The sequence below is a fragment of the Streptomyces sp. Tue6028 genome, assembly GCF_002300165.1.
Taxonomy (GTDB): Bacteria; Actinomycetota; Actinomycetes; order Streptomycetales; family Streptomycetaceae; genus Streptomyces; species Streptomyces siamensis.
Genome location: NZ_MLCE01000012.1, coordinates 90115 through 113714, shown reverse-complemented (window position 1 = coordinate 113714; position 23600 = coordinate 90115). Strand labels below are relative to the sequence as shown.

Sequence of the window (23600 nt, the reverse complement as noted above, 5' to 3'; positions counted from 1 at the left end):
GGCCCCCACTTGCTCGGTGGCCTCGTCGTACTTCGCGCCGGGCGCCCGCACGTCGTCGAACGCTCTGTTGAGTGCGGTAAGGAGTTCATCCCCCTTCTCCAGTACGGCTGGGTCACCAGCCAGGCGCAGCTCCATGTAGGCCTGCGTCATCTCCGCGAGGACCTTCCGGTTCACGTCGGCGAGCTCGGCCGCCCGCTGTAAATGGGCCTGGCCAGTCTCCGGGCCGCCCAGGGCGGCCGGGTGGAGCCGTAGGCGCCAGGGAGGCAGGCTTGGTGCATGAAGTCGCTCTTGCGCTCACCCCCGGTGCCAAGAGCAGGCGGTCATCACCGGGTCCTCTTCATGCTGATGCAGTGTCTGCCCTATCTGATCGCACTGGCCGTGCTGGTCATCGAGCTCACGCCTGCGCACTTCATCTATACCGGCCCCTTTCTCACCGCGGTCCCGGCGCTGGCGGCAGTGACTTTGGGGCCCAAGGGCACCACCGCGGCGGCGGCCCTCGCGCTGGCGATCAGCGTGACCACCGCGACCCATAACGGGGCGTGGGGGACGCTGCAGGTCTACAGCAACTTCCTGGCCTTGGCCTTGGTCTCCGTGGCCGGCTTCATCACCAGCCGCGCCATGCAGGAGCGCAGGCAGAGAGAGCTCGACCAGGTCCGCGGTATCGCCGTAGCGGCCCAAGAGGTCGTGCTGCGGCCTGTGCCCGCGTGCCTGGGCCCACTGCGGGCCGGCAGCCTGTGCCTTGCGGCCGGGACCGGGGCGCGGGTGGGCGGTGATCTGTACGAGGCCGTGCAGACGAGGTACGGCGTTCGGATGATCGTCGGGGACGTCCGGGGCAAGGGTCTGTCCGCGGTGCGGGCAGTCGCGGTGGCGCTGGGCGCGTTCCGGGAAGCCGTGCACTATGAGGAGGACCTGGTGGAGGTCATGAACCGCTGCGCGGCTGCGCTGCGACGGGAAGTCTCCGTGCCGGGCGCGTGTGGCCAGGAGGTTCTGCTGGAAGGGTTCACCACGGCGCTCATCGCGCAGGTGCCAGACCAACTCCTGGTACAGCTGGTCAACCGTGGACATCCACCGCCGCTGCTGCTGCACGAGGGCAAGGCTGCACCACTGACGCCGAGCTTGGCGTCGCCGCCCCTCGGCCTCGAAGACCTCGTCACCGACCTCCCCGAGAAGCCTGAAAGCTATGCGTTCATTCCCGGCGACCGTCTGTTGTTGTACACCGACGGTGTGATCGAGGCCCGCAATCGCGACGGCGAATTCTTCGCTCTGCCGGAGGCCATGGAGGGGATAGGCGTCGGTCCCAGCCCACCGGAATTCCTGGAGCAACTGCACCAGGGGTTGACCCTCCACACCGGCGGCGACCTGGCGGACGATGTGGCGATCATCCTCGCCGATCGGTTCGACGGCCTACCAGGGTCACCGTCGGGTGGGGCAGACGTGGGGTGACCGTTGTCTTCGGCTGCGAAACCGCAGCTCGAGGGTCGCCCTCCGCACGGTCTGTAAGTCTGCCGCTGTCGGAAGGCGGCCGTAGTCGGGCCGTCAACGGTCAACCTGCAACAACAACTGACGACGCCCGTACGGCGAAGACGCGCTCCGCGCTCCACGGCACAACGCGGCCACTTCCCGCAGCAGGCGGACGCACCGATTGCACGTGCGTCGGCTTCCTCGCAGCGGTGTTATCAAGGGTGTATGGAAGTATTTTCCGGGCGCCCACGGGGTCCGGAACGTCATCCGCCCGTGGGGGGCTCGCGCGCACGTCGCGCCTCCCTGCTGGACCTGCGCAGTGCGGCCGGTCAGGTGTTCCTTCTCCAGGTCGTGATCGTGGTCCTGCTGGTCGTGGCCGCCGTGGGGGCCATGGTGCTCCAGGCGGCAAATGACGCCTTGCAGCAGGGGCGCATGGAGTCGATCGTCGCGGCGCAGTCGTTCGCGAGTGCTCCTGGCGTGGCCGAGGCGCTGCAGAGCCCGGATCCGACGGCGGTGCTCCAGCCTCGGGCCGAGGAGGCGCGGAAGCGTGCGGGCGTGGACTTCGTCATCGCCATGAACACGGACGGGATTCGTTATACGTATCCCTACCCGCGGGAGATCGGGAAGAAGTTCGTCGGCACCATCGAACCGGCGCTGAATGGCCGTACCGTCGTCGAGCAGGCCGGCGGGCCGCCGCTGCCCGCGGGCAGGGGGACGGACGTGCAGGCGGTGGTCCCGGTGACCGACTCGCACGGCAAGGTGGTCGGCCTGGTCTCCGCCGGAATCACGGTCAGGAACGTGGCGGCGCTGTGGCTGCCAGAGCTGCCGATCATCCTGGGCAGCGGCGTGGCCGCGCTGGTGCTGGCCGTGACGGGAACGACGCTGGTCTCCCGGCGACTGCGGCGGCAGACGTACGGCATGGCCCCGGCGGAGCTGGCGGAGCTGTACAGGCACCACGACGCGGTCCTGCACGCGGTGCGGGAAGGATTGTTGATCACCGACGCCGACGGACGACTGCTGATGGCCAACGACGAGGCGACACGGCTGCTCGGACTGCCGGCGGACTTGCGGGGGCGCCCGGTGCGGGAGCTGGGACTGCCGGAGCCGATCACGCGTCTGCTGTCGTCGCCGGAGGCGGTCACCGATGAGGTTCGTCTCGCGGGGGACCGGTTGCTGGCGGTGAACAAGCGGCCGACGTACCCGAAGGCCGAGCCGGAGGGCAGCGTGGTGACTCTGCGGGACACCACGGAGCTGGCCGCGGTCTCGGGGCGGGCCGAGGTCGCGCGGGAGCGGCTGAAGCTGCTGTACGAGGCCGGGGTGGGGATCGGGACCACGCTGGATGTGGAGCGTACGGCCCAGGAGCTCGCCGACGTGGCGGTGCCGCAGTTCGCCGACCTCGTGACGGTGGATCTGCTCGAAGCGGTGCTGCGGGGGTGGGAGCCCACGGCGGAGGGCTGGCGGCATCTGCGCCGGGCGGCGATCGGCGGCGAGGGGCGGATGATTCCGGTGTATCCGCGGGGCCAGATGATCTCATTCTCGCGCCGAACGCCGCAGATGCGGGCGCTGCAGGAGCGACGGGTGACGCTCGAGACGGACCTGCGGCAGGCACAGGGCTGGCGGGAACAAGATCCGGAGCGCGCCATGAGGGCACTGGAGCGCGGGTTGCGTTCACTGGTGGCCGTGCCACTGCAGGCGCGGAACGTAACGCTGGGCGTGGCGAACTTCTACCGGACGGTGGATTCCGCGACGTTCGAGCCGGATGACCTCACCTTCGCGGAGGAACTGGCCGCGCGGGCGGCGGTGGCCATCGACAACGCCCGGAGGTTCACCCGGGAGCGCGCGATGGCGGTGACGCTGCAGCGCAGCCTGCTGCCGCGGCGCCAGCCGGAGCAGGACGCACTGGAGGTGGCCTGGCGGTACATGCCCGCGGAGGCCGGGGTGGGCGGGGACTGGTTCGACGTCATCCCGCTTCCGGGCGCTCGCGTCGCTCTGGTCATGGGTGATGTCGTCGGTCACGGGCTGCACGCGGCGGCGACGATGGGCCGGCTGCGCACCGCGGTGCACAACTTCTCCACCCTGGACCTGCCCGTGGACGAGGTGCTCGGGAACCTGGACGACCTGGTCGTCCGCATGGACAACGAGGAGAACACGGACGATGCCAGGGAGGGCCAGGAAGGCGAGGGCGTGACCGGAGCGACCTGCCTCTACGCGGTCTACGACCCGGTGACGGAGGCCTGCACGATGGCCCGTGCGGGGCATCCGGAGCCGGTGGTGGTGCGCCCGGACGGGACGGTCACCTGTCCTGACGTGCCGGCCTCGGCACCGCTCGGCCTGGGCGGCTACCCCTTCGAGACCGTGGAACTGTCCCTGCCGGAGGGTTCGCAACTGGTGCTGTACACCGACGGCCTCGTGGAGGACCGTACCCACGACATCGACATCGACGTCGGGATGGAGCGACTGCGCCGGGCATTGGGCGGGTCCGGGGGCCGCACACCGGAGGAGACGTGTCGAGCGGTGATCGACTCGTTGAAGCCGTCACACTCCTCCGACGACATCGCGCTGTTGACGGCACGTACCCGGAGGTTCCCGCGCTCGGATGTGGCCATGTGGGACGTGCCGCCGGACCCCGCGGTGGTTCCCTCGGTACGGGCGCGCTGCCGGGAGACGTTGCTGAAGTGGGGGCTGGAGGAGACCGCATTCGCCACGGAGCTGATCATCAGCGAGTTGGTCACGAACGCGATCCGGTACGGCTCGCCACCGGTCGGCGTACGGCTGCTCCACGGACGCTGTCTGATCTGCGAGGTGTCGGACGGAAGCGGCACGTCGCCGCGCATGCGGCGGGCGGCGACCACCGACGAAGGCGGGCGGGGACTGTTCCTGGTGGCGCAGTTCGCCTCGCGATGGGGGACGCGGTACACCACTCACGGCAAGGTCATCTGGACGGAGCAGCCTCTTCACGACGGCGCATCCGCCGCCTTGGGCCTCGCCCCGGTCGACTTTCTTCTCGACCAGTTCGATGATCCTGGCCTGTGAGCCGGCGTTGAGAAAGGGAAGCGCCTGCCGGTGCTGCAGGCGCGGATCGGCGTCGCTGACAGTCCGACGGGGCTCGTGGTCGCCGACCGCGGGTCCCGTGGTTGTTCCCGGGCGTCGGGCGCGAGGTCCGTGCCATTCGCACGGTCACCCCGCGACCCCACCCGCGTCCCCGGGCCGGGCCGGTTCACGCTCGCACGTCAGTCGATGTACGCCGGTGACACCGCCGCCGTGCTGATGCGTCGTGGTGCTCCCGTGCCGTCGGACGGGACGGCGTACAGGTCGGCGCCGTAGTCGCCGGGGAGGGCGTAGACGAGGGTGTGGTCGTCGCGCCAGACGGCCTGGTCGTCGACGCTGCGGGGCTCGGCGAGCGGGGTTTCGCGCATGGTGCGCAGGTCGAGGACGTAGAGGTGCCAGGGGGCGTCCTTCGGGAGGCCCTCGACCCGCTTCTTGAAGGCGACGCGGGTGCCGTCGGGGGAGAGGGACGGGCATTCGACGTTCGTGCGCAGCGTGGTGACCGTGCGGGTGCGCAGGTCCCCGCGGACCAGGTACGTCTTCCCGCCGGTCGCCAGCGTCGCGTAGAACGTGCGGTCGTCGGCGGCGAAGGTGACGCCCCAGAAGTTCACGTCCGCCGCGTGGTAGTTCCTGCCGTCCTTCACCACCCGGTACGCCTCCAGGGACGGGGTCAGCTTCCCCGTCCGCGTGTCGACGACGGCCGCGCGGGTGGAGAAGTTCGTGCCCGCGTACGAGTCGCCGCCCACGAATGCCGTCCAGGAGGCGTAGCGGCCGCTGGGGGAGACCCGGGCGCGGGACGGGATGCCGGGCACGTCGTAGCGGGCCCGCTCCTTCAGCCGCGCGTCGAGGACCACGGCACGGTAGGTGTCCTGGACGGGTCCGTGCACCGCCTGGAGGCACACCCCGGTGCCCGACGCGGCGTAGAAGCGCAGGCACTTGACCCCGGACGCGGTGCGCGGGCCCGACGGGTCGGACGCCGGGACCGTGACCAGTTCGTCGCGGTGCGGGCCCCACGCCATGTTCCGGAAGACCATACGGCCGCCGTCGCCGGTCAGCGCCACCGTGCCCGCGGTGATCCGCGGGCCGCCGGGCCGGGCCTGGTTCCTGCGGTCCGCCCGGGCCGACGCGTGCAGGACGGACGCCGTGGCGACGCCAGCCAGGGCGACCAGCGCCGAGACCAGGACCAGGATGCGGGTGCGGAGGGTCATGCGAGCCCTTCGGGAGGGGTGGGACGGAGCCGGAACGAGAACAGGGCGCAGCACGCCAGCGCCACGGCCGACGCGGTCAGCGCCGTGCGGTCGCCCCACGCCGTCCAGGCCGCGCCGAAGCCGAGCGAGCAGGCGAAGCGGGCCAGCGCCTGACCCGTCTGGACGAGCGCGAGCCCCGACGAACGCAGCTCCCTCGGCACGCTGTCGGAGGCGGCCGCCATGAGCACGCCGTCGGTCGCCGCGTAGAAGGCGCCGTGCAGCACGAGGACGGCGTACGGCAGGGCCGACCCGTGCCAGGAGGACAGCAGGAGCCCGTACGCCAGGAGCAGGGCGCCGTGGCCCGCCAGGAACACGCGCCACCGGCCGGTCCGGTCCGCGAGCCGGCCGAGCGGGACGGCCAGCAGCAGGAACGCCGCCGCCGTGCCGAGCGGCAGCAGCGCGAACCACCGGTCCGGCACGCCGAGCCGCCGCTGGAGCAGCAGGTACACGAACGAGTCGCTGACGGTCGCGAGCCCGAGGAGCAGGGCGCAGACGGTGATGCGGCGCAGGTCACGCCGGCCCAGGAGAGCGAGGGCGGCGCGGAGCGTGGGGCGGGGGGCCGCCTTCCCGCGGTCGGCGGGCGCGGCGGTGTCCACGACGGTTTCCACGGCGGCGTCCGGGCCGGTTTCCACGGCGGCGTCCGGGCCGGTTTCCGCAGCGGCGTCGAGGCCGGTTTCCACGGCGGCCTCGTCGGCCCTCCCGCCGGAACGGGCCTTCGTCTCGGAACCAGCCCCTGTGCCGGAACGGGCCTCCGCCTCGGAACCGGCCCCTGTGCCTGTGCCGGAGCCGGTCCTTGCGCCGGAGCCGGCCCCCGCGCCGGAGCCGGCCCCCGCGCCGGAGCCGCCCCTCGTGCCGGAACCCCCCGGCACGAACAGCACCAGCACCAGCACCCCGACCACGGCCACGCAGAAACTCACCGTGAACACGGCGTCATAGCCGTCCACGGTCGTCCGCAGGATCAGGAAGGCGACCAGAGGCCCGAAGAGCGCGCCCGCCGTGTCCATCGCGCGGTGCACACCGAAGGCGCGCCCCCGGGTCTCCGGGGTGCTCGACAAGGAGATCAGCGCGTCGCGCGGGGCGGTGCGCAGGCCCTTGCCGGTGCGGTCGGCGGCCAGGATCAGCCCGATGGGCGTCAGGGACGGCGCCACCAGCAGCAGGGGCTTGCAGGCCGCCGACAGCGCGTACCCGGCGCCCGCCACCCACTTGTGCCGGCCGCCGCCCCGGTCGGCCAGGTGCCCGCCGACCAGACGCACCAGCGCCGAGAAGCCGTTGTAGATCCCGTCGAGGAGTCCGAAGCCCAGCGGGGACAGGCCGAGGCCCGCCACCAGGTAGAGGGGCAGCACGGCCGTCACCATCTCCGAGGAGACGTCGGTGATCAGACTGACCGTGCCGAGCGCCAGCACCGTGGGTGCGACCGCGGCACGGCGCCGCCCGGCCCGGGGCCGGGCGGCGCTTTCCGCGGACGCCGCCGCCGAGGTCTTCGGGGTGCCGGCGCGGCTGTCCGCCACGTACATCTCAGGACGTCCAGATGCCGGTGATGTCCTTGGCCGAGGCGGCGTTGCCCGCGTGCGGGAGGCCGTGCATGTCCTCCAGCGTGCGCAGCAGGTCGTAGTGGTTGAACGTCGTGGAGGACGAGGAGCCGGCGGTCACCTGCTGGCCGTAGAGCACGGTCGGGATGCGGTTGCCGCTGAGCCGGTTGTCCTCGTCGAAGGTGACGACGAGGAGACTGTTGTGGGTCTTGGCCCAGGTCGCGTAGGCGCCCAGGTTGTTCTTCAGCCAGGTGTCGCCCGAGGACACCGAGCAGTCGTGCATGTCGCTGCACAGGTTGGGGACGACGAAGGAGACCTGCGGGAGCGTCGAGTAGTCCGTCGGGAACTGCGCGAACGTCCTGGCGCTCGACGTCGGTACGTTGCTGAAGCCGAACCACGGGTTGTGCTTGCGGGCGTACTTGCCGCTGCTGCACGTCGTGGAGCCCTGGCTGGGCAGCGTCTCGTTGTAGCTGCCCCACGTCTTGCCCGCCGCGATCAGCTCGGAGGCGAGGTTGGGGGCCGAGGAGAAGCCGGGCGTGTAGCAGCTGTCGTCGGTGATGCCCTGGGTGGAGCCCGAGAACAGGGCGAAGTAGTTGGGCTGGCTCGGGTGGGTCTCGGCGTAGGACTGGGAGAGGTTCGCGCCTCCCGTCTTGAGGGAGTTGATGTACGGCGCGCTGGACGAGCCGATCACCTGGCTGTAGGCGTGGTTCTCGAAGACCACGACGACGACGTGGTCCGGGGTCGGGACCGCGGCCGCGGCGTGGGCGGTGGACGAGCCGCCGAATCCGGTCCACAGCCCGACCGCCGCGGCGGTGAAGGCGAGGGCCGACGCCACGAGGGCACGGCTGCGGTGGTACACGTTTCTGCCGGACACTTCAGACCTCCGGTGGGGGGGGAAGAGGCGGGGGCGGTGCGGACAGAGCATGTACACGCCAACATTCCCCCGCCCCACGCGGCCCAACCCGAGGGGTGAAGAGCGGATGAACTACTGCCGCCGGGCGGCCAGCTCGCTCAGCAGCAGGTGCAGCGGCTCCGTCTCGCGCCGCCGGTACTCCTGGATCGCCCAGCCGTTCCCGTCCGGGTCCTTGAAGTACATGAACGTGGCGCCGTCCTGCGGGGCGAACTCCACCGGCTCGCTGACGTCGAGGCCACGGGCCGTGAGCTCGTCGTACGCGGCCTTGGCGTCGGCGACGCACAACTGCATCCCGTGGTACGTCCCCGGCTGCGGGGTGCCGGTCGGGACCTGGAGGCCGTCCACCAGCGCGATGGAGCACCCCGAGCCGGGCGGAGTCAGCTGGACGATCCGCACCCCCTCCATCACCTCGCCGTCCAGGTCGACGTGGAACCCGACCTTGTCGCGGTAGAACTCCTTGGCCCGGTCCACGTCGGACACCGGCAGCAGGATCACTTCGAGGGTCATGTCCATGGCGTGACTCCTTTGTCGTACGGCGCACGGGCATCCCCTACAGAAGCGGAGTCCGGCGCGGGGCGCCACCCTGGTGACCGGGGTTAGGCTCTGGCTCGTACGACCTTGATCGGACAAGGAGGGCGAGGATGACGGCGCCGGGACGCAGGAGCAGTACCTTCACACGGCTGCTGCGGCACGGTTTCACCGACCCTTCCGCCGCCGAGCGCCTCCTGGACGGCGCCGAGCTGGAACCCGTCCGCTCCGACCCGGTGCTCCTGGAGGCGCTCGGCGCCACGGCCGACCCCGACCTCGCGCTCCTCGGACTGGTCCGGCTCGTCGAGGCGCAGGACGGCCACACCGCCCAGCGGGAACTGCTCGACACCCTGATCGCGGCCAAGCCCCTGCGCGACCGGCTCCTCGGCGTGCTCGGCTCCTCGGCCGCCCTCGCCGACCATCTCGCCCGGCACCCGCGTGACTGGCACGCCCTCGTCACCTACGAGCCGCAGGACCTGCACCCCGGAGTACGGGAGTTCGAGCGGGGGCTCGCCGAGGCATCGACCCCCGTCTCGCTGCGCGTCGCCTATCGGCGCTGCCTGCTGTCCATCGCCGCGCGCGACGTGTGCGGCACCACCGACCTCGCCGAGTCCGCCGCCGAGCTCGCCGACCTCGCCACCGCGACCCTGCGCGCCGCCCTCGCCATAGCCGGGACGGCCGCCCCCGACGACGCGGCGCAGTGCCGCCTCGCGGTCGTCGCGATGGGCAAGTGCGGGGGACACGAGCTCAATTACGTGTCGGACGTCGACGTGATCTTCGTCGGCGAGGCCGCCGACGGGGCCGACGAACGCAAGGCCCTCCAGGCCGCGACGCGGCTCGCCTCCCACATGATGCGGATCTGCTCCGAGACGACCGTCGAGGGCAGCATCTGGCCGGTGGACGCCAACCTGCGCCCCGAGGGGCGCAACGGACCGCTGGTGCGCACGCTGAGCAGCCATCTCGCCTACTACCAGAGGTGGGCCAAGACCTGGGAGTTCCAGGCACTGCTGAAGGCCAGGCCGGTGGCCGGGGACCTCGACCTCGGCGAGCAGTACGTGGCCACACTCGCCCCGCTGGTGTGGCACGCGGCCGAGCGTGACAACTTCGTCGCCGACGTGCAGAAGATGCGCCGCAGGGTCGTCGAGAACATCCCCGCCGCCGAGATCGAGCGCGAGCTGAAGCTCGGCCCCGGCGGACTGCGCGACGTCGAATTCGCCGTTCAGCTGCTCCAGTTGGTGCACGGGCGGGCGGACACGTCGCTGCGCAGCGGCACCACGCTGGACGCGCTGAAGGCGCTGGCCGCCGGCGGTTACGTGGGGCGCGCCGACGCCATGCAGCTCGACGACGCGTACCGGTTCCTGCGCTCCATGGAGCACCGCATCCAGCTCTACCGGCTGCGGCGCACGCATCTGGTACCCCGGGACGAGGCCGATCTGCGCCGCATCGGACGGTCGCTGGGACTGCGGTCCGACCCCGTCGTGGCACTGAACCGGGAGTGGAAGCGGCACGCAGCCGTCGTCCGCCGGCTGCACGAGAAGCTGTTCTACCGGCCGCTGCTCGACGCCGTCGCCCAACTCGCCCCCGGCGAGAGCAGGCTGAGCCCCGACGCGGCCCGCGAACGGCTCGTCGCGCTCGGGTACGCCGACCCGGCCGCCGCGCTGCGGCACCTGGAGGCGCTGGCGTCCGGCGTCACGCGCAAGGCCGCCATCCAGCGGACCCTGCTGCCCGTCCTGCTCGGCTGGTTCGCCGACTCCGCCGACCCCGATGCCGGACTGCTCAACTTCCGCAAGGTGTCCGACGCCCTAGGCAAGACCCCTTGGTACCTGCGGCTGTTGAGGGACGAGGGCGCCGCGGCGGAGAACCTGGCACGGGTGCTGTCCGCGGGCCGGCTCGCCCCCGACCTGCTGATGCGCGCCCCGGAAGCGGTGGCCCTGCTCGGCGACGGGGACGGCGGCGGGCTCGAACCGCGGACCCGGGCCCATCTGGAGCAGGAGATACTCGCCGCGGTCGGCCGGGCCGACGGCGGCGAGCAGGCGGTCACCGCCGCCCGCGGGGTGCGGCGGCGCGAGCTGTTCCGCACCGCCGCGGCCGACATCGTCGCCTCCTACGCCACCGAGGAGATGCCCGCCGTCGCCGACCAGGGCGCCCTGGTGGACCTGGTCGGCGGCGCGGTCTCCGACCTGACGGCCGCGACCCTCGCCGGCACGCTGCGGGCCGTGGTGCGTGACGGGTGGGGGGACACCCTGCCCACCCGGTTCGCGGTGATCGGGATGGGCCGGTTCGGCGGACACGAACTCGGCTACGGCTCCGACGCGGACGTGCTGTTCGTGCACGAGCCCCGGGAGGGCGTCGACGATCAGGAGGCGGCCCGCGCCGCGAACAAGGTGGTGTCCGAGATGCGGCGGCTGCTCCAGATCCCGAGCGCCGACCCGCCCCTGCTCATCGACGCGGACCTGCGGCCCGAGGGCAAGTCGGGCCCGCTGGTGAGGACGTTGAAGTCGTACGAGGCCTACTACCGGCGCTGGTCGCTGGTGTGGGAGTCGCAGGCGCTGCTGCGCGCGGAACACGTGGCGGGCGACGAGGACCTGGGCAGCCGGTTCATCGAGCTGATCGACCCGTTGCGGTACCCGGCGGAGGGGCTCGGCGACGACGCGGTGCGCGAGATCCGCCGGCTGAAGGCACGGATGGAGGCGGAGCGGCTGCCACGGGGCGCCGACCCCGCGCTGCACACCAAGCTCGGACGGGGCGGGCTGTCCGACGTGGAGTGGACCGTGCAACTGATGCAGTTGCAGAACGGCTGGGCGGAGCCGGGCCTGCGGACGACACGGACGCGGGAGGCGCTGGCCGCCGCCTGTGCGGCGGAGCTCATCTCGACGGAGGACGCGGCGACGCTGGACGAGGCCTGGGTGCTGGCCACCCGGGTGCGCAACGCCGTGATGCTGGTCCGCGGCCGGGCCGGCGACACCTTCCCGACCGACGCGCGTGAACTCGCCGCGGTGGGACGGTACCTGGGCTACGGGCCGGGCCACGTGGGAGACATGCTCGACGACTACCGGCGGACGACCAGGCGGGCGAGGGCCCTCGTGGAGGAACTGTTCTACGGGGCGTGAGCCGTCCCCGGACCGGTGGCGGCGACGGCGTCGGCGTCCGTGGCGTCCGCGACGGCTGCGGCCCTGGTCTCCGCCCGGGCTCCGGCTCCGGCCCCGGGCCCGGCTCCGGTCCCGCCCGCGGCCGGGCCCGGCCGCGCCCGACGTGACAGCGCCACGCCGGCGAGCACCGTCACCATCCCCGCCACGACCCGCGCGCCGATGCGTTCGTCCAGGACCAGCGCGCCCAGCGCCACCGAGACGACCGGCAGCAGATAGCCCACGGTCGCCGCGCTGGTGGGGCCCTCGTCGGCGATCATGCGGTAGTTGAGGTAGAAGGTGATGCCGGTGGCGAAGACGCCGAGCACGGCGACCGCCGGCAGGGCCGTCACGTCGACGTCGTGGAGCGGGCCCGCGGCCGGCAGGGCCAGGGCGCTCCAGCCGGTGGCGGTGAGCAACTGGGCCGCCGAGACGGCGAGCGGGGCGCCGTGTCCCGTCAGGTGGCGGGCCATGTAGGCGAAGGCGATCGCGTAACTGGCGGCCGCGCCCAGCAGTGCGAGGGCGCCCCAGCCCACGAGGTGCGAGTGCCGCCAGGGGGCGAAGATCACCAGGACGCCCGCGAAGCCGAGGAGAAGGCCGGTCAGACGCCGCGGGCGCAGGTCGCGGTCGGTGCCCAGCAGGACTCCGATGAGCAGCGACCACAGGGGTGTCGTCGCGTTGAGGACACCGGCGACGCCCGAGTCGACGGTCTGCTCGCCGAGGGCGAAGAGCGCGAAGGGGATCGCGTTGCAGAAGAGGGCGGCGACGACCAGGTGTCCCCACAGGGAGCGCGAGCGGGGGAGCCGCTGACCTGCCGAGCGGGCGAGGAGGGCGAGGACCGCCGTGCCCAGGGCGCAGCGCGTGAGGGTGATGGCGGCGGGCGACAGGCCGTGGTTCAGGGCCAGTTTGATCCAGAGGAAGCCCGAACCCCAGAGGAGGGCCAGGGCGCCCATGCGCAGGGAGGACGTCAGGGAGCGCTGCATGGGTCCACGGTCCAGGAGGAATGGATTGAGGACAAGTGAAGAGTGCTGTATGGACTGTTAAGCTGAGCTGCATGCTTGATGTGCGGCGCATGCAGGTCCTGCGGGCGGTGGTCGGATGCGGGTCCGTCACGGGCGCCGCGGCGGACCTCGGGTACACACCGTCCGCCGTCAGCCAGCAGATCGCCGCGCTGGAGCGGGAAGCGGGGGCCGAGCTCCTGGAGCGGGTCGGGCGGGGCGTGCGGCCCACCCCGGCCGGGCTCCTGCTGACCGAGTACGCCGAGGTCATCGGGCGCCAGGTCGCCGAGGCCGAGACCGCGCTGGCCGATCTGCTGTCCGGGCGCACGGGACGGCTGGCCGTACGGTATTTCGCGACCGCGGGGGCCGCGCTCGTCGCGCCCGCCGTCGCCCGCTTCCGCTCCGAACATCCGGGTGTCGAGGTCGAGTTGAAGCTCACCGACCCCGAGGACCCGTTGCCGGACGTGAAGGAGGGGCGGGCCGATCTGGCGCTCGTCGTGGGACCGCGCGACCCCGTCCCGGACGGTGTGCGGCTCGTGCACCTGCTGGACGATCCGTACCGCGCCGTCCTGCCGCGGGGGCACCGGCTCGCGGGGCGGCGCACGCCCGCACTCGCCGACCTCGCGGGGGAGCCCTTCGTGGGCAGCGAATGGCCCGGGCCCTGCCTCGCCGCTCAGCTCGACGCCTGCGCGGCGGCCGGCTTCACGCCCGGCTTCGTGGTGCAGAGCGAGGACTACGTCACCGCGCAGGGCTTCGTGGCGGCGGGACTCGGGGTGAGCCTGATCCCCCGGCTCGGACTGCGGGGCCGCCATCCCGACGTCGTCGTGCGCAAGGTCCGCGACCCCGAGCCCATGAGGGTCATCTACGCGGCCGTGCGCGAGTCCGCCCCCGAACGGCCCGCGCTGCGGGGTCTGCTGGACGCGCTGAGCGCCGTGGCCCGCGAGGGCGCGTAACGCCGCCCGGGCCTCACGCCCCCTGCAGGGCCCTCGCGTGGGCGAGGAAGGCGTCCAGGGCCAGTTCGAAGGCGCGGTCCGCGCGGCCTTCGCCGACGGCGTCCAGGGCCGCGGCGAGGCGCGGGGTGGTCGTGTCGTCGGGGAGCTCCCACATGGCCTCCGGGGCCGCGAGGTCCAGGGCCGAGCCGAGGACCAGGTTCTCCAGGGCGATGATCACCGGCATCACGTCGGGCAGGGCGAAGCCGGCGTCCTGCAGGAGGGTGACCGCGCGCTCGTACTGCTCCAGGACGCGTGGCGCTCGTACGGGTGACGTGGTGAGGAGCGGGATCGCCTTCGGGTGCGCGGCGAAGGCCGCGCGGTAGGAGCGGGCCCAGGCGGCCAGTGCCGCGTCCCAGGGCGCCAGGGACAGGGTGTGGGTGTCGATCGCGGATGCCACCCGCTCCCGCAGGAGTTCCACGATGCCGTCCCGGCCGTCCACATGGTGATACACCGAGCCGGTCTGCACGCCGAGCCGCCTGGCGATCTGCGGCACGCTGAACTCGCCCTGCTCGTCGATCAGTTCGAGCGCCGTCGTGGTGATGCGCTCGCGGTCGAGGAGTGGTGTGCGCGGCCGTCCCATGATCTGCGTACTCCCTGAGGTCTTCCCGGATGCCCAACGGGAGGTTACATTGCGGAAACCGAAAGGCTTTAGGTTTACGGGTCCCGGCAGCCGTCGCGGCTGCGGACCCCGGGCCGCCCCGCACGCCCCGGACCTGCTCCCCGCCCCCGCCAGAAGGGCTTTGCCAGCATGCCCGTCACCACTTCCGAAGAGAGAGCGCCGGCCCCCGCGGCGACCCTCCGCCCGGGCTCCCTCGGCACCGCCGACATCGCGTTCTTCGTCGTCTCGGCCGCCGCACCGCTCACCGTCATGGCGGGCGTCGCCCCGCTCGCCGTCCTGCTCGGCGGGATCGGGGCACCCGCCGGATACCTCATCGCCGGTGTCACGCTCGCCGTCTTCGCCGTCGGATTCACGGCCATGAGCCGGCACGTGCGCAGCGGCGGAGCCTTCTACGCGTACATCACCCGCGGCCTCGGCCGTCCCGTCGGCATCGGTGCCGCGCTGCTCGCCCTCATCGGCTACAACGGCATGGAGATCGGCGTCTACGGCCTGCTGGGCACCGCCACCCAGGACACTGTGCACGCCCTCTTCGGGACGGACGTCCCCTGGCTCCCCGTGTCCCTGGTGGGACTGCTCCTGATCGGATACGGCGGCTACCGCTCCATCGACTTCGGCGCCAAGCTGCTCGGCGTCCTGCTCGTCGCCGAGACCGGGATACTCGTCCTGCTCGCGGGCGGGGTCCTGCTCAAGGGCGGCGCGCACGGGCTGTCGGGCGCCTCCTTCGCACCGGACCACGTCCTCGTGCCCGGCACCGCCGCGGTGCTCGCCTTCGCCTTCGCCGCGTTCACCGGATTCGAGTCCACCGTCATCTACCGCCGGGAGGCCCGCGACCCGGAACGCACGGTGCCGCGCGCCACGTACGTCGCCGTCGGATTCCTCGGCCTCTTCTACGCGTTCGTCGTCTGGGTGGTCATCCAGGCCTTCGGCGACGCGGAGGTCATGAAGGCCGCGGCCACCGACCCCGGCGGGCTCTTCTTCTCCGCCATCACCACCTACGTGGGCGGCTGGGCGGCCGACCTGATGCACGTCTTCATCATCACCAGCGTGCTCGCCTCCCTGCTCGCCTTCCACAACGCCATCAACCGCTACGGCCTCGCGCTCGCCGAGGAGGGCGTGCTGCCCCGGGCGCTCGGCCGCATCCACCCCCGGCACCGCTCCCCGTACGTCGCCGGGATCGCCCAGACCGTCCTCGGCGCCGTCGTCGTCCTCGGCTTCTGGGCGGCCGGCGCCGACCCGTACAACCAGCTGCTGCTGTGGGTCAACACGCCCGGAATGATAGGGCTGTTCGCGCTCCAGCTGCTCGCCGCCATCGCCGTGCCGTGCTACTTCCGCAAGGTCAGCCACCAGGAGGGCGTCCTGCGCACCGTGGTGGCGCCCGTCCTCGCGACCGTGCTGCTCGCCACCGCCATCGTGCTCGTGGTGACCCACATCGACCTGTTCACCGGCGCGTCCACCACGGTCAACACCGTCCTGATCGTCCTGTCGCCCGCCGTCTTCGTCATCGGCCTCGCCGTGGCCGGCTGGCTGCGCCGCGCACGACCGCGGGTGTACCAGAACTTCGCCGCCGAACCCGTCGAAGCCACCGATTAGCCAAAGGAGTTCCGCAGATGCCCACCGCCGAGCTGATCCTCACCGGCGCCGAGGTCCGCACCCTCGATCCCGCCCGGCCGCACGCCACCGCGGTCGCCGTCCGCGGCGGGGTGATCGCCGCGGTCGGCGACGAGGACGACGTACGCGACTGGCGCGGGCCGGGCACCGAGACCGTCGCCCTGCAGGGGGCGCACCTCGTGCCCGGACTCGTGGACTCCCACAGCCACCCCGTGTGGGGGCTGGAGATGGCCACCGGCGCCGACCTGTCCGCCGTACGGGACCTGGACGGTCTGCGCCACGCGCTCGCCACGGCGGCACGGACCGACGGCTGGGTCATCGGCTTCGGGCTCGACCACAACGTCTTCGGCGGACGCCCCGTGCACCGCCGGCTCGTCGAGGACGCCCTGGGCGGCGCGCCCGCCTTCCTGCGCCTGTACGACGGCCACTCGGCGCTCGTCAGCGAGGCCGCCCTGGCCCGCGCGGGCGTCGACGGGCCGCGCTCCTTCGTCCAGCGGTCCGAGGTCGTGTGCGACACCGACGGGCGGCCCACCGGCCACCTCGTCGAGCACGCCGCGATGGACCTGGTCGCCGACGTCATGCCCCGGCCCTCGTACCGCGAACGGCGGACCCGGCTCGTCGAGCTGCTGTCCGCGATGGCGGCCACCGGGCTGACCGGCGCGCACGTGATGGACGCCGGGGACCCGGAGCTGGTCGGCGCCGTCGCCGAGGAGACCGTGCTGCCGGTACGGCTGCGGTTCGCGCCCTGGTGCATGCCCGGCGCGGACCGCGCGGCCCTCGACGAGCTGGTGGCGCTCCAGGGCCGCAAGGGCCGGCACTGGCTGGTCGGCGGCGTCAAGTTCTTCATGGACGGCACCGTGGAGGGCGGCACGGCCTGGCTGGAGCACGCCGACTGCCACGGACAGGGCACCGAGGCCTTCTGGCCCGACCCCGCCGCCTACGCCGCCGCCGTACGGCACCTGCACGCGGCCGGCGTCCGCACCGCCACGCACGCCATCGGGGACGCGGCCGTACGGCACGTGCTCGACACCGTGCGGGCGCTCGGCCCGGGCGGGCGGCTGGCCCACCGGATCGAGCACATCGAGACCGCCCCCGACGGCACCCCGGCACGCTTCGCGGAGCTCGGGGTCATCGCCTCCATGCAGCCGCCGCACACCGGGTACACGCGCGCCGACCACGGCGACGAGTGGTCCCGCAGGCTCGGGCCCGAGCGGGCCGCACGCGCCTGGCGCACCCGGGACCTGCGCGACGCCGGTGCGGTGGTCGCCCTGGGCTCCGACTGGCCGATCGCCGCGTACGACGTGCGCGGCGTCCTGGCGACCGCCCGCGCGCCGCTGGGCGCGGCCTCGGCGCGGGCCGGGCTCACGGGGCTCCAGGCACTGGAGGGCTGCACGACGCACGCCGCGATCGCCGCGGGTGAGCCGGAGGCGGCCGGACGCATCGCTCCGGGCCTGCGGGCGGACCTCACGGCCTTCGGTCTGGACCCCGTCGAGGCACCCGCGGACGAGGTCGCCGAGGCCCCGGTGCGCCTCACCGTGACCGGGGGACACATCGTGCACCGCGGCGCCTGACACCGGTACGCCGACGGGCCGGCGGCGGGTCCAGGGGGACCCGGCCACCGGCCCGCGGGCGTACCGGTCAGACCTTCAGCGGCAGCAGGGCGGCCCCGCCCGTACCCGGCACCCAGCGCGGCAGCGCGTACGGCAGGGCGCCGAACCACAGCCGCGCCACCAGGAACCCGAACGCCAGGCACATCATGCCGCCGACCGCGTCCAGCCAGAAGTGATTGGCGGTGGCGACGATGACCACGAGCGTCGTCGCCGGGTACAGCAGGCCCAGGACGCGCGCCCAGGGCACGGACGCCAGCGCGAAGACGGTCACACCGCACCACAGCGACCAGCCGATGTGCATGGAGGGCATCGCGGCGTACTGGTTGGACATGTGCTTCAGGTCGCCCGAGGCCATCGAGCCCCAGGTGTGGTGGACCAGGACCGTGTCGACGAAGTCGCCGCCGGTCATCAGACGGGGCGGCGCGAGCGGGAAGAAGTAGTAGCCGACGAGGGCCACGGCCGTGGTCGCGAACAGCGCGAGCCGGGCCGCCGCGTAGCGGCCCGGGTGGCTGCGGTACAGCCACACCAGCACACCGAGCGTCACCACGAAGTGCAGTGTCGCGTAGTAGTAGTTCATCCCGATGATCAGCCATGTCACCGAGTTCACGGTGTGGTTGACCGACTGCTCGACGGCGATCCCGAGGTGGTGCTCCGTGCGCCAGATCCAGTCCGCGTTGCGCAGGGCCTCGTGCTTCTGCTCCGGCACGGCGTTGCGGATCAGCGAGTACGTCCAGTAGCTCAAGGCGATCAACAGGATCTCGAACCAGAAGCGGGGGCGCCGCGGGGCCCGCAACCTGTGCAGGAAACCGTGCCCCGCTTCCTCCTCCGCGACGGGCTGTGGAGGGGCCTGCTCCCGGCCTTCCAGTGTCGTCACGGTCTTCTCACCCATAGGCACAGAGTCTGCCAGAAAAGCGTTCTGCGACCGATCATCCCCTGGTCGGGTCCGGGCCGCACGTTCTACACCGGGAGGAGGGGCACGAAGGCCCCGCATTCTCCTCCTCAGGGACGATTGCGGTCCCCGGGTGCAGAAGCGGTCGAACCGCGCACCACCAGCTCCGGCATGAACACGAACTCACTGTGCGGAGCGGGCGTCCCGCCGATCTCCTCCAGCAGCGTGCGGACCGCGGCCTGCCCCATCGCCGGGACCGGCTTGCGGATCGTCGTCAGCGGCGGGTCGGTGAACGCGATCAGCGGGGAGTCGTCGAAACCGACCACCGAGACGTCCTTCGGCACCTCCAGGCCGCGCTGCCGGGCCGCCCGTATGGCACCGAGCGCCATCATGTCGCTCGCGCACACCACCGCCGTGCAGTCCCGGTCCATCAAGGCGCTGGCGGCGGCCTGACCGCCCTCCAGGGTGTAGAGCGAGTGCTGGACCAGCCGCTCCTCGATGTCGGCGGGGCTCAGCCCCAACTGCTCCTGCACGGTGCGCACGAAGCCCTCGATCTTGCGCTGCACGGGCACGAACCGCTTGGGGCCGAGTGCCAGCCCGATGTTGGTGTGTCCGAGCGAGACGAGGTGGGTGACCGCGAGGGCCATCGCCGCGCGGTCGTCCGGAGAGATGAAGGGTGCCTGCACCTTGGGGGAGAAGCCGTCGACGAGGACGAAAGGGACACCCTGGGCGCGCAGCTGCTCGTAGCGCTGCATGTCCGCGGAGGTGTCCGCGTGCAGACCGGAGACGAAGATGATGCCCGCGACACCGCGGTCCACCAGCATCTCCGTGAGCTCGTCCTCGGTGGAGCCGCCCGGTGTCTGGGTGGCGAGCACCGGCGTGTAGCCCTGCCGGGTCAGCGCCTGCCCGATGACCTGCGCCAGGGCGGGGAATATCGGGTTCTCCAGCTCGGGGGTTATCAGGCCCACCAGGCCCTCGCTGCGCTGCCGCAGACGCACGGGGCGCTCGTAGCCCAGTACGTCCAGCGCGGCCAGGACGGACTGGCGGGTGGTCGCGGCGACGCCCGGCTTCCCGTTCAGGACGCGGCTGACAGTCGCCTCGCTGACCCCCGCCTGGGCTGCGATGTCGGCAAGCCGTGTGGTCACGGGATTGGACTGTACCGGCCGAATCTCACCCTGCCCACCAACCAGACGCCGTGTGCGGGCGGTTGATCGGCCCGCTCCGGGCTGCTGCGTCATCGCGCTCCCTCTTGTTCTGGTCGGCTCGGCGTCCCGTGCGTGCGCCGCGGGAAGGGGTGGCTCCTGCAAGGCGCTGACGGGCAGATGATCCCCGTACCCGGCCGCCATGGCAAGAGCTTGCAGAGTCTTGCACAGAGGCCCACATGTCTGCTGAGCGGCCTCGCACAAGGGTTTCCTTAGTGCCACCGACGGGTCACGGGCGGGTAACTCTCGGCAGTCCTTGCATTTTTTTTCTGCAAGGTCTTTCGCGGCGCTTACAACGCTGTTACGTTCACGTCGCCCGGCGGACGCAACGGCGCAGTCGGCAAGTCGGCAAGGAGAGCGGGCGGGACCGCTCCTCCACCCACTCGGGCTTTCACCCTCAAGGAGATCTCATGCGGCGTGGCATAGCGGCCACCGCGCTGGTGGCGTCCCTCGCCCTCGCGGCGACGGCCTGCGGCGGCAGCGACAGCGGCAGCGACAAGTCGGACGGACCCCTCACCATCACGTGGTGGGACACCTCCAACGCCACCAATGAGGCGCCGACGTACAAGGCCCTGGCCAAGGAGTTCGAGAAGGCCAACCCGAACATCAAGGTCAAGTACGTCAACGTGCCCTTCGACCAGGCGCAGAACAAGTTCGACACGGCCGCCGGTTCCAAGGGTGCCCCGGACGTCCTGCGCTCCGAGGTCGGCTGGACCCCGGCCTTCGCGAAGAAGGGCTACTTCCTGCCGCTCGACGGCACCGAGGCCCTCGCGGACCAGAGCAAGTTCCAGCCCAACCTGATCGAGCAGGCCAAGTTCGACGGCAAGACGTACGGTGTGCCGTTCGTCACGGACACCCTGGCGCTCGTCTACAACAAGGCGCTCTACAAGAAGGCCGGCATCACCGAGGCCCCGAAGACCTGGGCCGACCTGAAGACCGCCGCCGCGACGATCAAGAAGAAGACGGGCGTCGACGGCTACTGGGGCTCGACCCAGGCCTACTACGCGCAGTCCTTCCTCTACGGCGAGGGCACCAACACGGTCGACGCCGACGCCAAGAAGATCACGGTGAACTCGCCCGAGGCCAAGAAGGCGTTCGGCACCTGGCAGGGTCTGTTCTCCGGCAAGGGCCTGCACAAGGCGGACACCACCGCCGACGCGTACGCCCACATCCAGGACGCCTTCGTCAACGGCAAGGTCGCCTCGATCATCCAGGGCCCGTGGGAGATCACCAACTTCTACAAGGGCTCGGCCTTCGCGGACAAGGCGAACCTCGGTATCGCCACCGTCCCGGCCGGCTCCACCGGCAAGGCGGGCGCCCCGACCGGCGGCCACAACCTCTCCGTGTACGCGGGTTCGGACAAGGCCCACCAGGAGGCCTCGCTGAAGTTCGTGAAGTTCATGACCTCCGCGAAGTCGCAGTCGACGATCGCCCTCAAGAACTCCACACTGCCGACGCGTGACGACGCCTACACCGCCGAGGTCAAGGCCGACCCGGGCATCGCCGGCTACCAGAGCGTCCTCCCCGCCGCCCAGCCGCGCCCGGCGCTTCCCGAGTACGGCTCCCTGTGGGGCCCGCTCGACACCGAGCTGCCGAAGATCGCGGGTGGCAAGGAGTCGCTGGACAAGGGCCTGAGCAACGCCGAACTGGCGATCGCCAAGCTGGTCCCGGACTTCAGCAAGTGAGCCCGTGTGGCCGCCGGATCCTTCCCCGGCCCGACTTCCGTCGGGCCGGAGGGACCCCTACAACAGGGGGAGAGGATCCGGCGGCCACCGGCTGTGTGCGCCCAACTCCTGATCTTGCAGAAGGTGTCGAACCATGACAGTCGCCATCGACCGAGCGACCGGCAAGCGCCGCGGTGACCGAGCACCGCGTCCGGGCCGGATGCAGCGTCTGAAGCACTCGTACCAGAAGTACTGGTACGCGTACGCGATGATCGCACCGGTCGTCGTCGTACTCGGCGGATTGGTGCTCTATCCCCTGGTACGGGGCCTCTATCTGACGTTCACGGACGCCAACAGCCTCAACTCGGCCCGCACGATCGGCGTCAACCACATCGACGCCACCTACAAGTTCATCGGCCTGGACAACTACAAGGACATCCTGTGGGGTCCGACGTCGTACGACCGCTTCTGGTCGCACTTCATCTGGACCATCGCCTGGACCGTCCTGTGTGTCGCCCTGCACTTCTGCATCGGCCTCGGTCTCGCGCTGCTGCTCAACCAGAAGTTGCGCGGCCGTACCTTCTACCGGCTGGTCCTGGTGCTGCCGTGGGCCGTGCCGACCTTCGTCACCGTCTTCGGCTGGCGCTTCATGCTCGCCGACGGCGGCATCATCAACTCCATGCTCGACGCGGTGCACCTGCCGGCGCCGTCCTGGCTGGAGGACACCTTCTGGCAGCGCTTCGCCGCCATCATGGTCAACACCTGGTGCGGTGTGCCGTTCATGATGGTCTCGCTGCTCGGCGGACTGCAGTCCATCGACGGCACGCTGTACGAGGCGGCCGAGATGGACGGCGCGAACAAGTGGCAGCAGTTCCGCTTCGTGACCCTGCCGGGTCTCAGGTCGGTCAGCTCCACCGTCGTGCTCCTCGGCATCATCTGGACGTTCAACCAGTTCGCGGTGATCTTCATCCTCTTCGGCAACACCGCGCCGGACGCCCAGATCCTCGTCACCTGGGCCTACTACCTGGGCTTCGGACAGCAGCCGCGCGACTTCGCGCAGTCGGCGGCCTACGGCATGCTGCTGCTGGCCATTCTGATCGTCTTCACCTCCTTCTACCGCCGCTGGCTGAACCGCAATGACCAGCAGCTCGCGATCTGAGGCAGGAGTCTCCATGAGCACCACCACCCTTCAGACGCCTCCGGCCGAGCAGGCTCCCGGGTACGACGAGTCGCCCCGTCCGGCACGCAGGCGCGGTGAGCGCAGCCTCACCGGCAAGCTCGTCTCCCACGGCATCCTGATCGTCGCGAGCCTCGCTGCGCTGTTCCCGATCGCCTGGCTCGTCTTCCTGTCCCTCGGCCCGGACAAGGACGACTACCTGCACCCCGGACGCATCTGGGACACGATGACGTTCGACAACTACTCCTTCGTGCTCCAGCACACGAACTTCTTCGAGTGGATGAAGAGTTCGCTCATCGTGTCGCTCGGCACCACGGTCATCGGCGTCATGGTCGCGGCCACCACCGGCTACGCGGTGTCGCGCATGCGCTTCCCCGGCTACAAGAAGTTCATGTGGGTCCTGCTGGTCACCCAGATGTTCCCGATCGCCGTGCTGATCGTGCCGATGTACCAGATCCTCTCGGACCTGCAGCTCATCGACTCCTACTTCGGTCTGATCCTCGTCTACTGCTCGACGGCGGTGCCCTACAGCGCCTGGCTGCTCAAGGGCTACTTCGACACCATCCCGTTCGAGATCGACGAGGCCGGCCGCGTCGACGGGCTGACCCCCTTCGGCACCTTCTTCCGGCTGATCCTGCCGCTCGCCAAGCCGGGCCTCGCGGTGGCCGCGTTCTACAACTTCATCACCGCGTTCGGTGAGGTCGCCTTCGCCTCGACGTTCATGCTGGACGACTCGAAGTACACCTTCGCCGTCGGCCTCCAGACCTTCGTCAGCGAGCACGACGCGCAGCGCAACCTGGCCGCCGCGACGGCCGTACTGATCGCGATACCGGTCTCCCTCTTCTTCTACCTCGTGCAGAAGAACCTGGTGACCGGACTCACCGCGGGCGGCACGAAGGGCTGACCCGCCCGGCACGCCCCCGACGCCCGAAGACTCCCGCGCGCTCCCAGCGCGCGGGTGGCGGCCGCGGTGCCCATCCGACCCCGCCGGTT

General features: G+C 71.3%; 17 protein-coding genes. 9 read left to right on the top strand and 8 right to left on the bottom strand.

Features of this window, described 5'->3' with window-relative positions; translation table 11 throughout:
* The first annotated feature begins 276 nt into the window (after positions 1-276).
* Positions 277-1443: a PP2C family protein-serine/threonine phosphatase gene (locus tag BKI49_RS10050; protein ID WP_095933882.1), complete on the top strand. Its 1167-nt coding sequence runs from the start codon at positions 277-279 to the stop codon at positions 1441-1443.
* A gap of 243 nt (positions 1444-1686) precedes the next feature.
* Complete coding sequence (locus BKI49_RS10045; protein ID WP_095933881.1) at positions 1687-4494, top strand: SpoIIE family protein phosphatase; 2808 nt, start codon at positions 1687-1689, stop codon at positions 4492-4494.
* A 197-nt stretch (positions 4495-4691) separates the two neighbouring features.
* Here BKI49_RS10045 and BKI49_RS10040 read toward each other — a convergent pair whose 3' ends face one another.
* The 4 genes from BKI49_RS10040 to BKI49_RS10025 form a co-directional block, all read right to left on the bottom strand.
* Positions 4692-5714: a TolB family protein gene (locus tag BKI49_RS10040; RefSeq protein WP_095933880.1), complete on the bottom strand. Its 1023-nt coding sequence runs from the start codon at positions 5712-5714 to the stop codon at positions 4692-4694.
* Complete coding sequence (locus tag BKI49_RS10035) at positions 5711-7267, bottom strand: MFS transporter (protein WP_095933879.1); 1557 nt, start codon at positions 7265-7267, stop codon at positions 5711-5713. The genes BKI49_RS10040 and BKI49_RS10035 overlap by 4 nt, the downstream gene beginning before the upstream one ends.
* Before the next feature lies 1 nt (position 7268).
* Entirely contained in the window at positions 7269-8156 is an 888-nt protein-coding gene (locus tag BKI49_RS10030; protein WP_095933878.1) for an alkaline phosphatase family protein, read from the bottom strand.
* A 111-nt stretch (positions 8157-8267) separates the two neighbouring features.
* Entirely contained in the window at positions 8268-8708 is a 441-nt protein-coding gene (locus BKI49_RS10025) for a VOC family protein (protein ID WP_095933877.1), read from the bottom strand.
* Between the two features lie 128 nt (positions 8709-8836).
* Between BKI49_RS10025 and BKI49_RS10020 the strand changes: the two genes are divergently transcribed.
* Positions 8837-11833: a bifunctional [glutamine synthetase] adenylyltransferase/[glutamine synthetase]-adenylyl-L-tyrosine phosphorylase gene (locus tag BKI49_RS10020; protein WP_095933876.1), complete on the top strand. Its 2997-nt coding sequence runs from the start codon at positions 8837-8839 to the stop codon at positions 11831-11833.
* On the opposite strand, the gene BKI49_RS10015 is transcribed toward BKI49_RS10020, so the two are convergent.
* Complete coding sequence (locus BKI49_RS10015) at positions 11821-12831, bottom strand: DMT family transporter (protein WP_095933875.1); 1011 nt, start codon at positions 12829-12831, stop codon at positions 11821-11823. The two genes, BKI49_RS10020 and BKI49_RS10015, sit on opposite strands and share 13 nt — an antisense overlap.
* Positions 12832-12902: 71 nt before the next feature.
* Here BKI49_RS10015 and BKI49_RS10010 point away from each other — a divergent pair, with 71 nt between their 5' ends.
* Positions 12903-13799 carry a LysR family transcriptional regulator gene (locus tag BKI49_RS10010; protein WP_095933874.1) on the top strand — a complete coding sequence of 299 codons (897 nt, stop codon included), beginning with the start codon at positions 12903-12905 and terminating at the stop codon, positions 13797-13799.
* Positions 13800-13812: 13 nt separating this feature from the next.
* Here the strand turns inward: BKI49_RS10010 and BKI49_RS10005 are convergent, their stop codons facing one another.
* Positions 13813-14418, bottom strand: a complete 606-nt coding sequence (locus tag BKI49_RS10005; RefSeq protein WP_095933873.1) for a TetR/AcrR family transcriptional regulator C-terminal domain-containing protein — start codon at positions 14416-14418, stop codon at positions 13813-13815.
* A gap of 168 nt (positions 14419-14586) precedes the next feature.
* On the opposite strand from BKI49_RS10005, the gene BKI49_RS10000 reads away from it, so the two are divergent.
* Both BKI49_RS10000 and BKI49_RS09995 read left to right on the top strand, forming a co-directional pair.
* Positions 14587-16047, top strand: a complete 1461-nt coding sequence (locus BKI49_RS10000; protein ID WP_095933872.1) for an APC family permease — start codon at positions 14587-14589, stop codon at positions 16045-16047.
* A 17-nt stretch (positions 16048-16064) separates the two neighbouring features.
* Entirely contained in the window at positions 16065-17636 is a 1572-nt protein-coding gene (locus BKI49_RS09995; RefSeq protein ID WP_095933871.1) for an amidohydrolase, read from the top strand.
* Positions 17637-17703: 67 nt separating this feature from the next.
* Here BKI49_RS09995 and BKI49_RS09990 read toward each other — a convergent pair whose 3' ends face one another.
* Positions 17704-18564 (bottom strand): phosphatase PAP2 family protein, encoded by an 861-nt coding sequence (locus BKI49_RS09990; protein ID WP_095933870.1) that lies wholly within the window; start codon positions 18562-18564, stop codon positions 17704-17706.
* Between the two features lie 110 nt (positions 18565-18674).
* The gene (locus tag BKI49_RS09985) at positions 18675-19709 is read right to left on the bottom strand and encodes a LacI family DNA-binding transcriptional regulator (RefSeq protein ID WP_028800774.1); all 1035 of its coding nucleotides are present in this window, start codon (positions 19707-19709) and stop codon (positions 18675-18677) included.
* Between the two features lie 467 nt (positions 19710-20176).
* On the opposite strand from BKI49_RS09985, the gene BKI49_RS09980 reads away from it, so the two are divergent.
* The 3 genes from BKI49_RS09980 to BKI49_RS09970 all read left to right on the top strand — a co-directional run bounded on the left by BKI49_RS09980 (position 20177) and on the right by BKI49_RS09970 (position 23511).
* Positions 20177-21451 carry an extracellular solute-binding protein gene (locus tag BKI49_RS09980; protein ID WP_095933869.1) on the top strand — a complete coding sequence of 425 codons (1275 nt, stop codon included), beginning with the start codon at positions 20177-20179 and terminating at the stop codon, positions 21449-21451.
* A 133-nt stretch (positions 21452-21584) separates the two neighbouring features.
* Entirely contained in the window at positions 21585-22589 is a 1005-nt protein-coding gene (locus BKI49_RS09975; protein ID WP_095933868.1) for a carbohydrate ABC transporter permease, read from the top strand.
* Positions 22590-22602: 13 nt separating this feature from the next.
* Positions 22603-23511, top strand: a complete 909-nt coding sequence (locus BKI49_RS09970) for a sugar ABC transporter permease (RefSeq protein ID WP_095933867.1) — start codon at positions 22603-22605, stop codon at positions 23509-23511.
* Positions 23512-23600 lie beyond the last annotated feature (89 nt).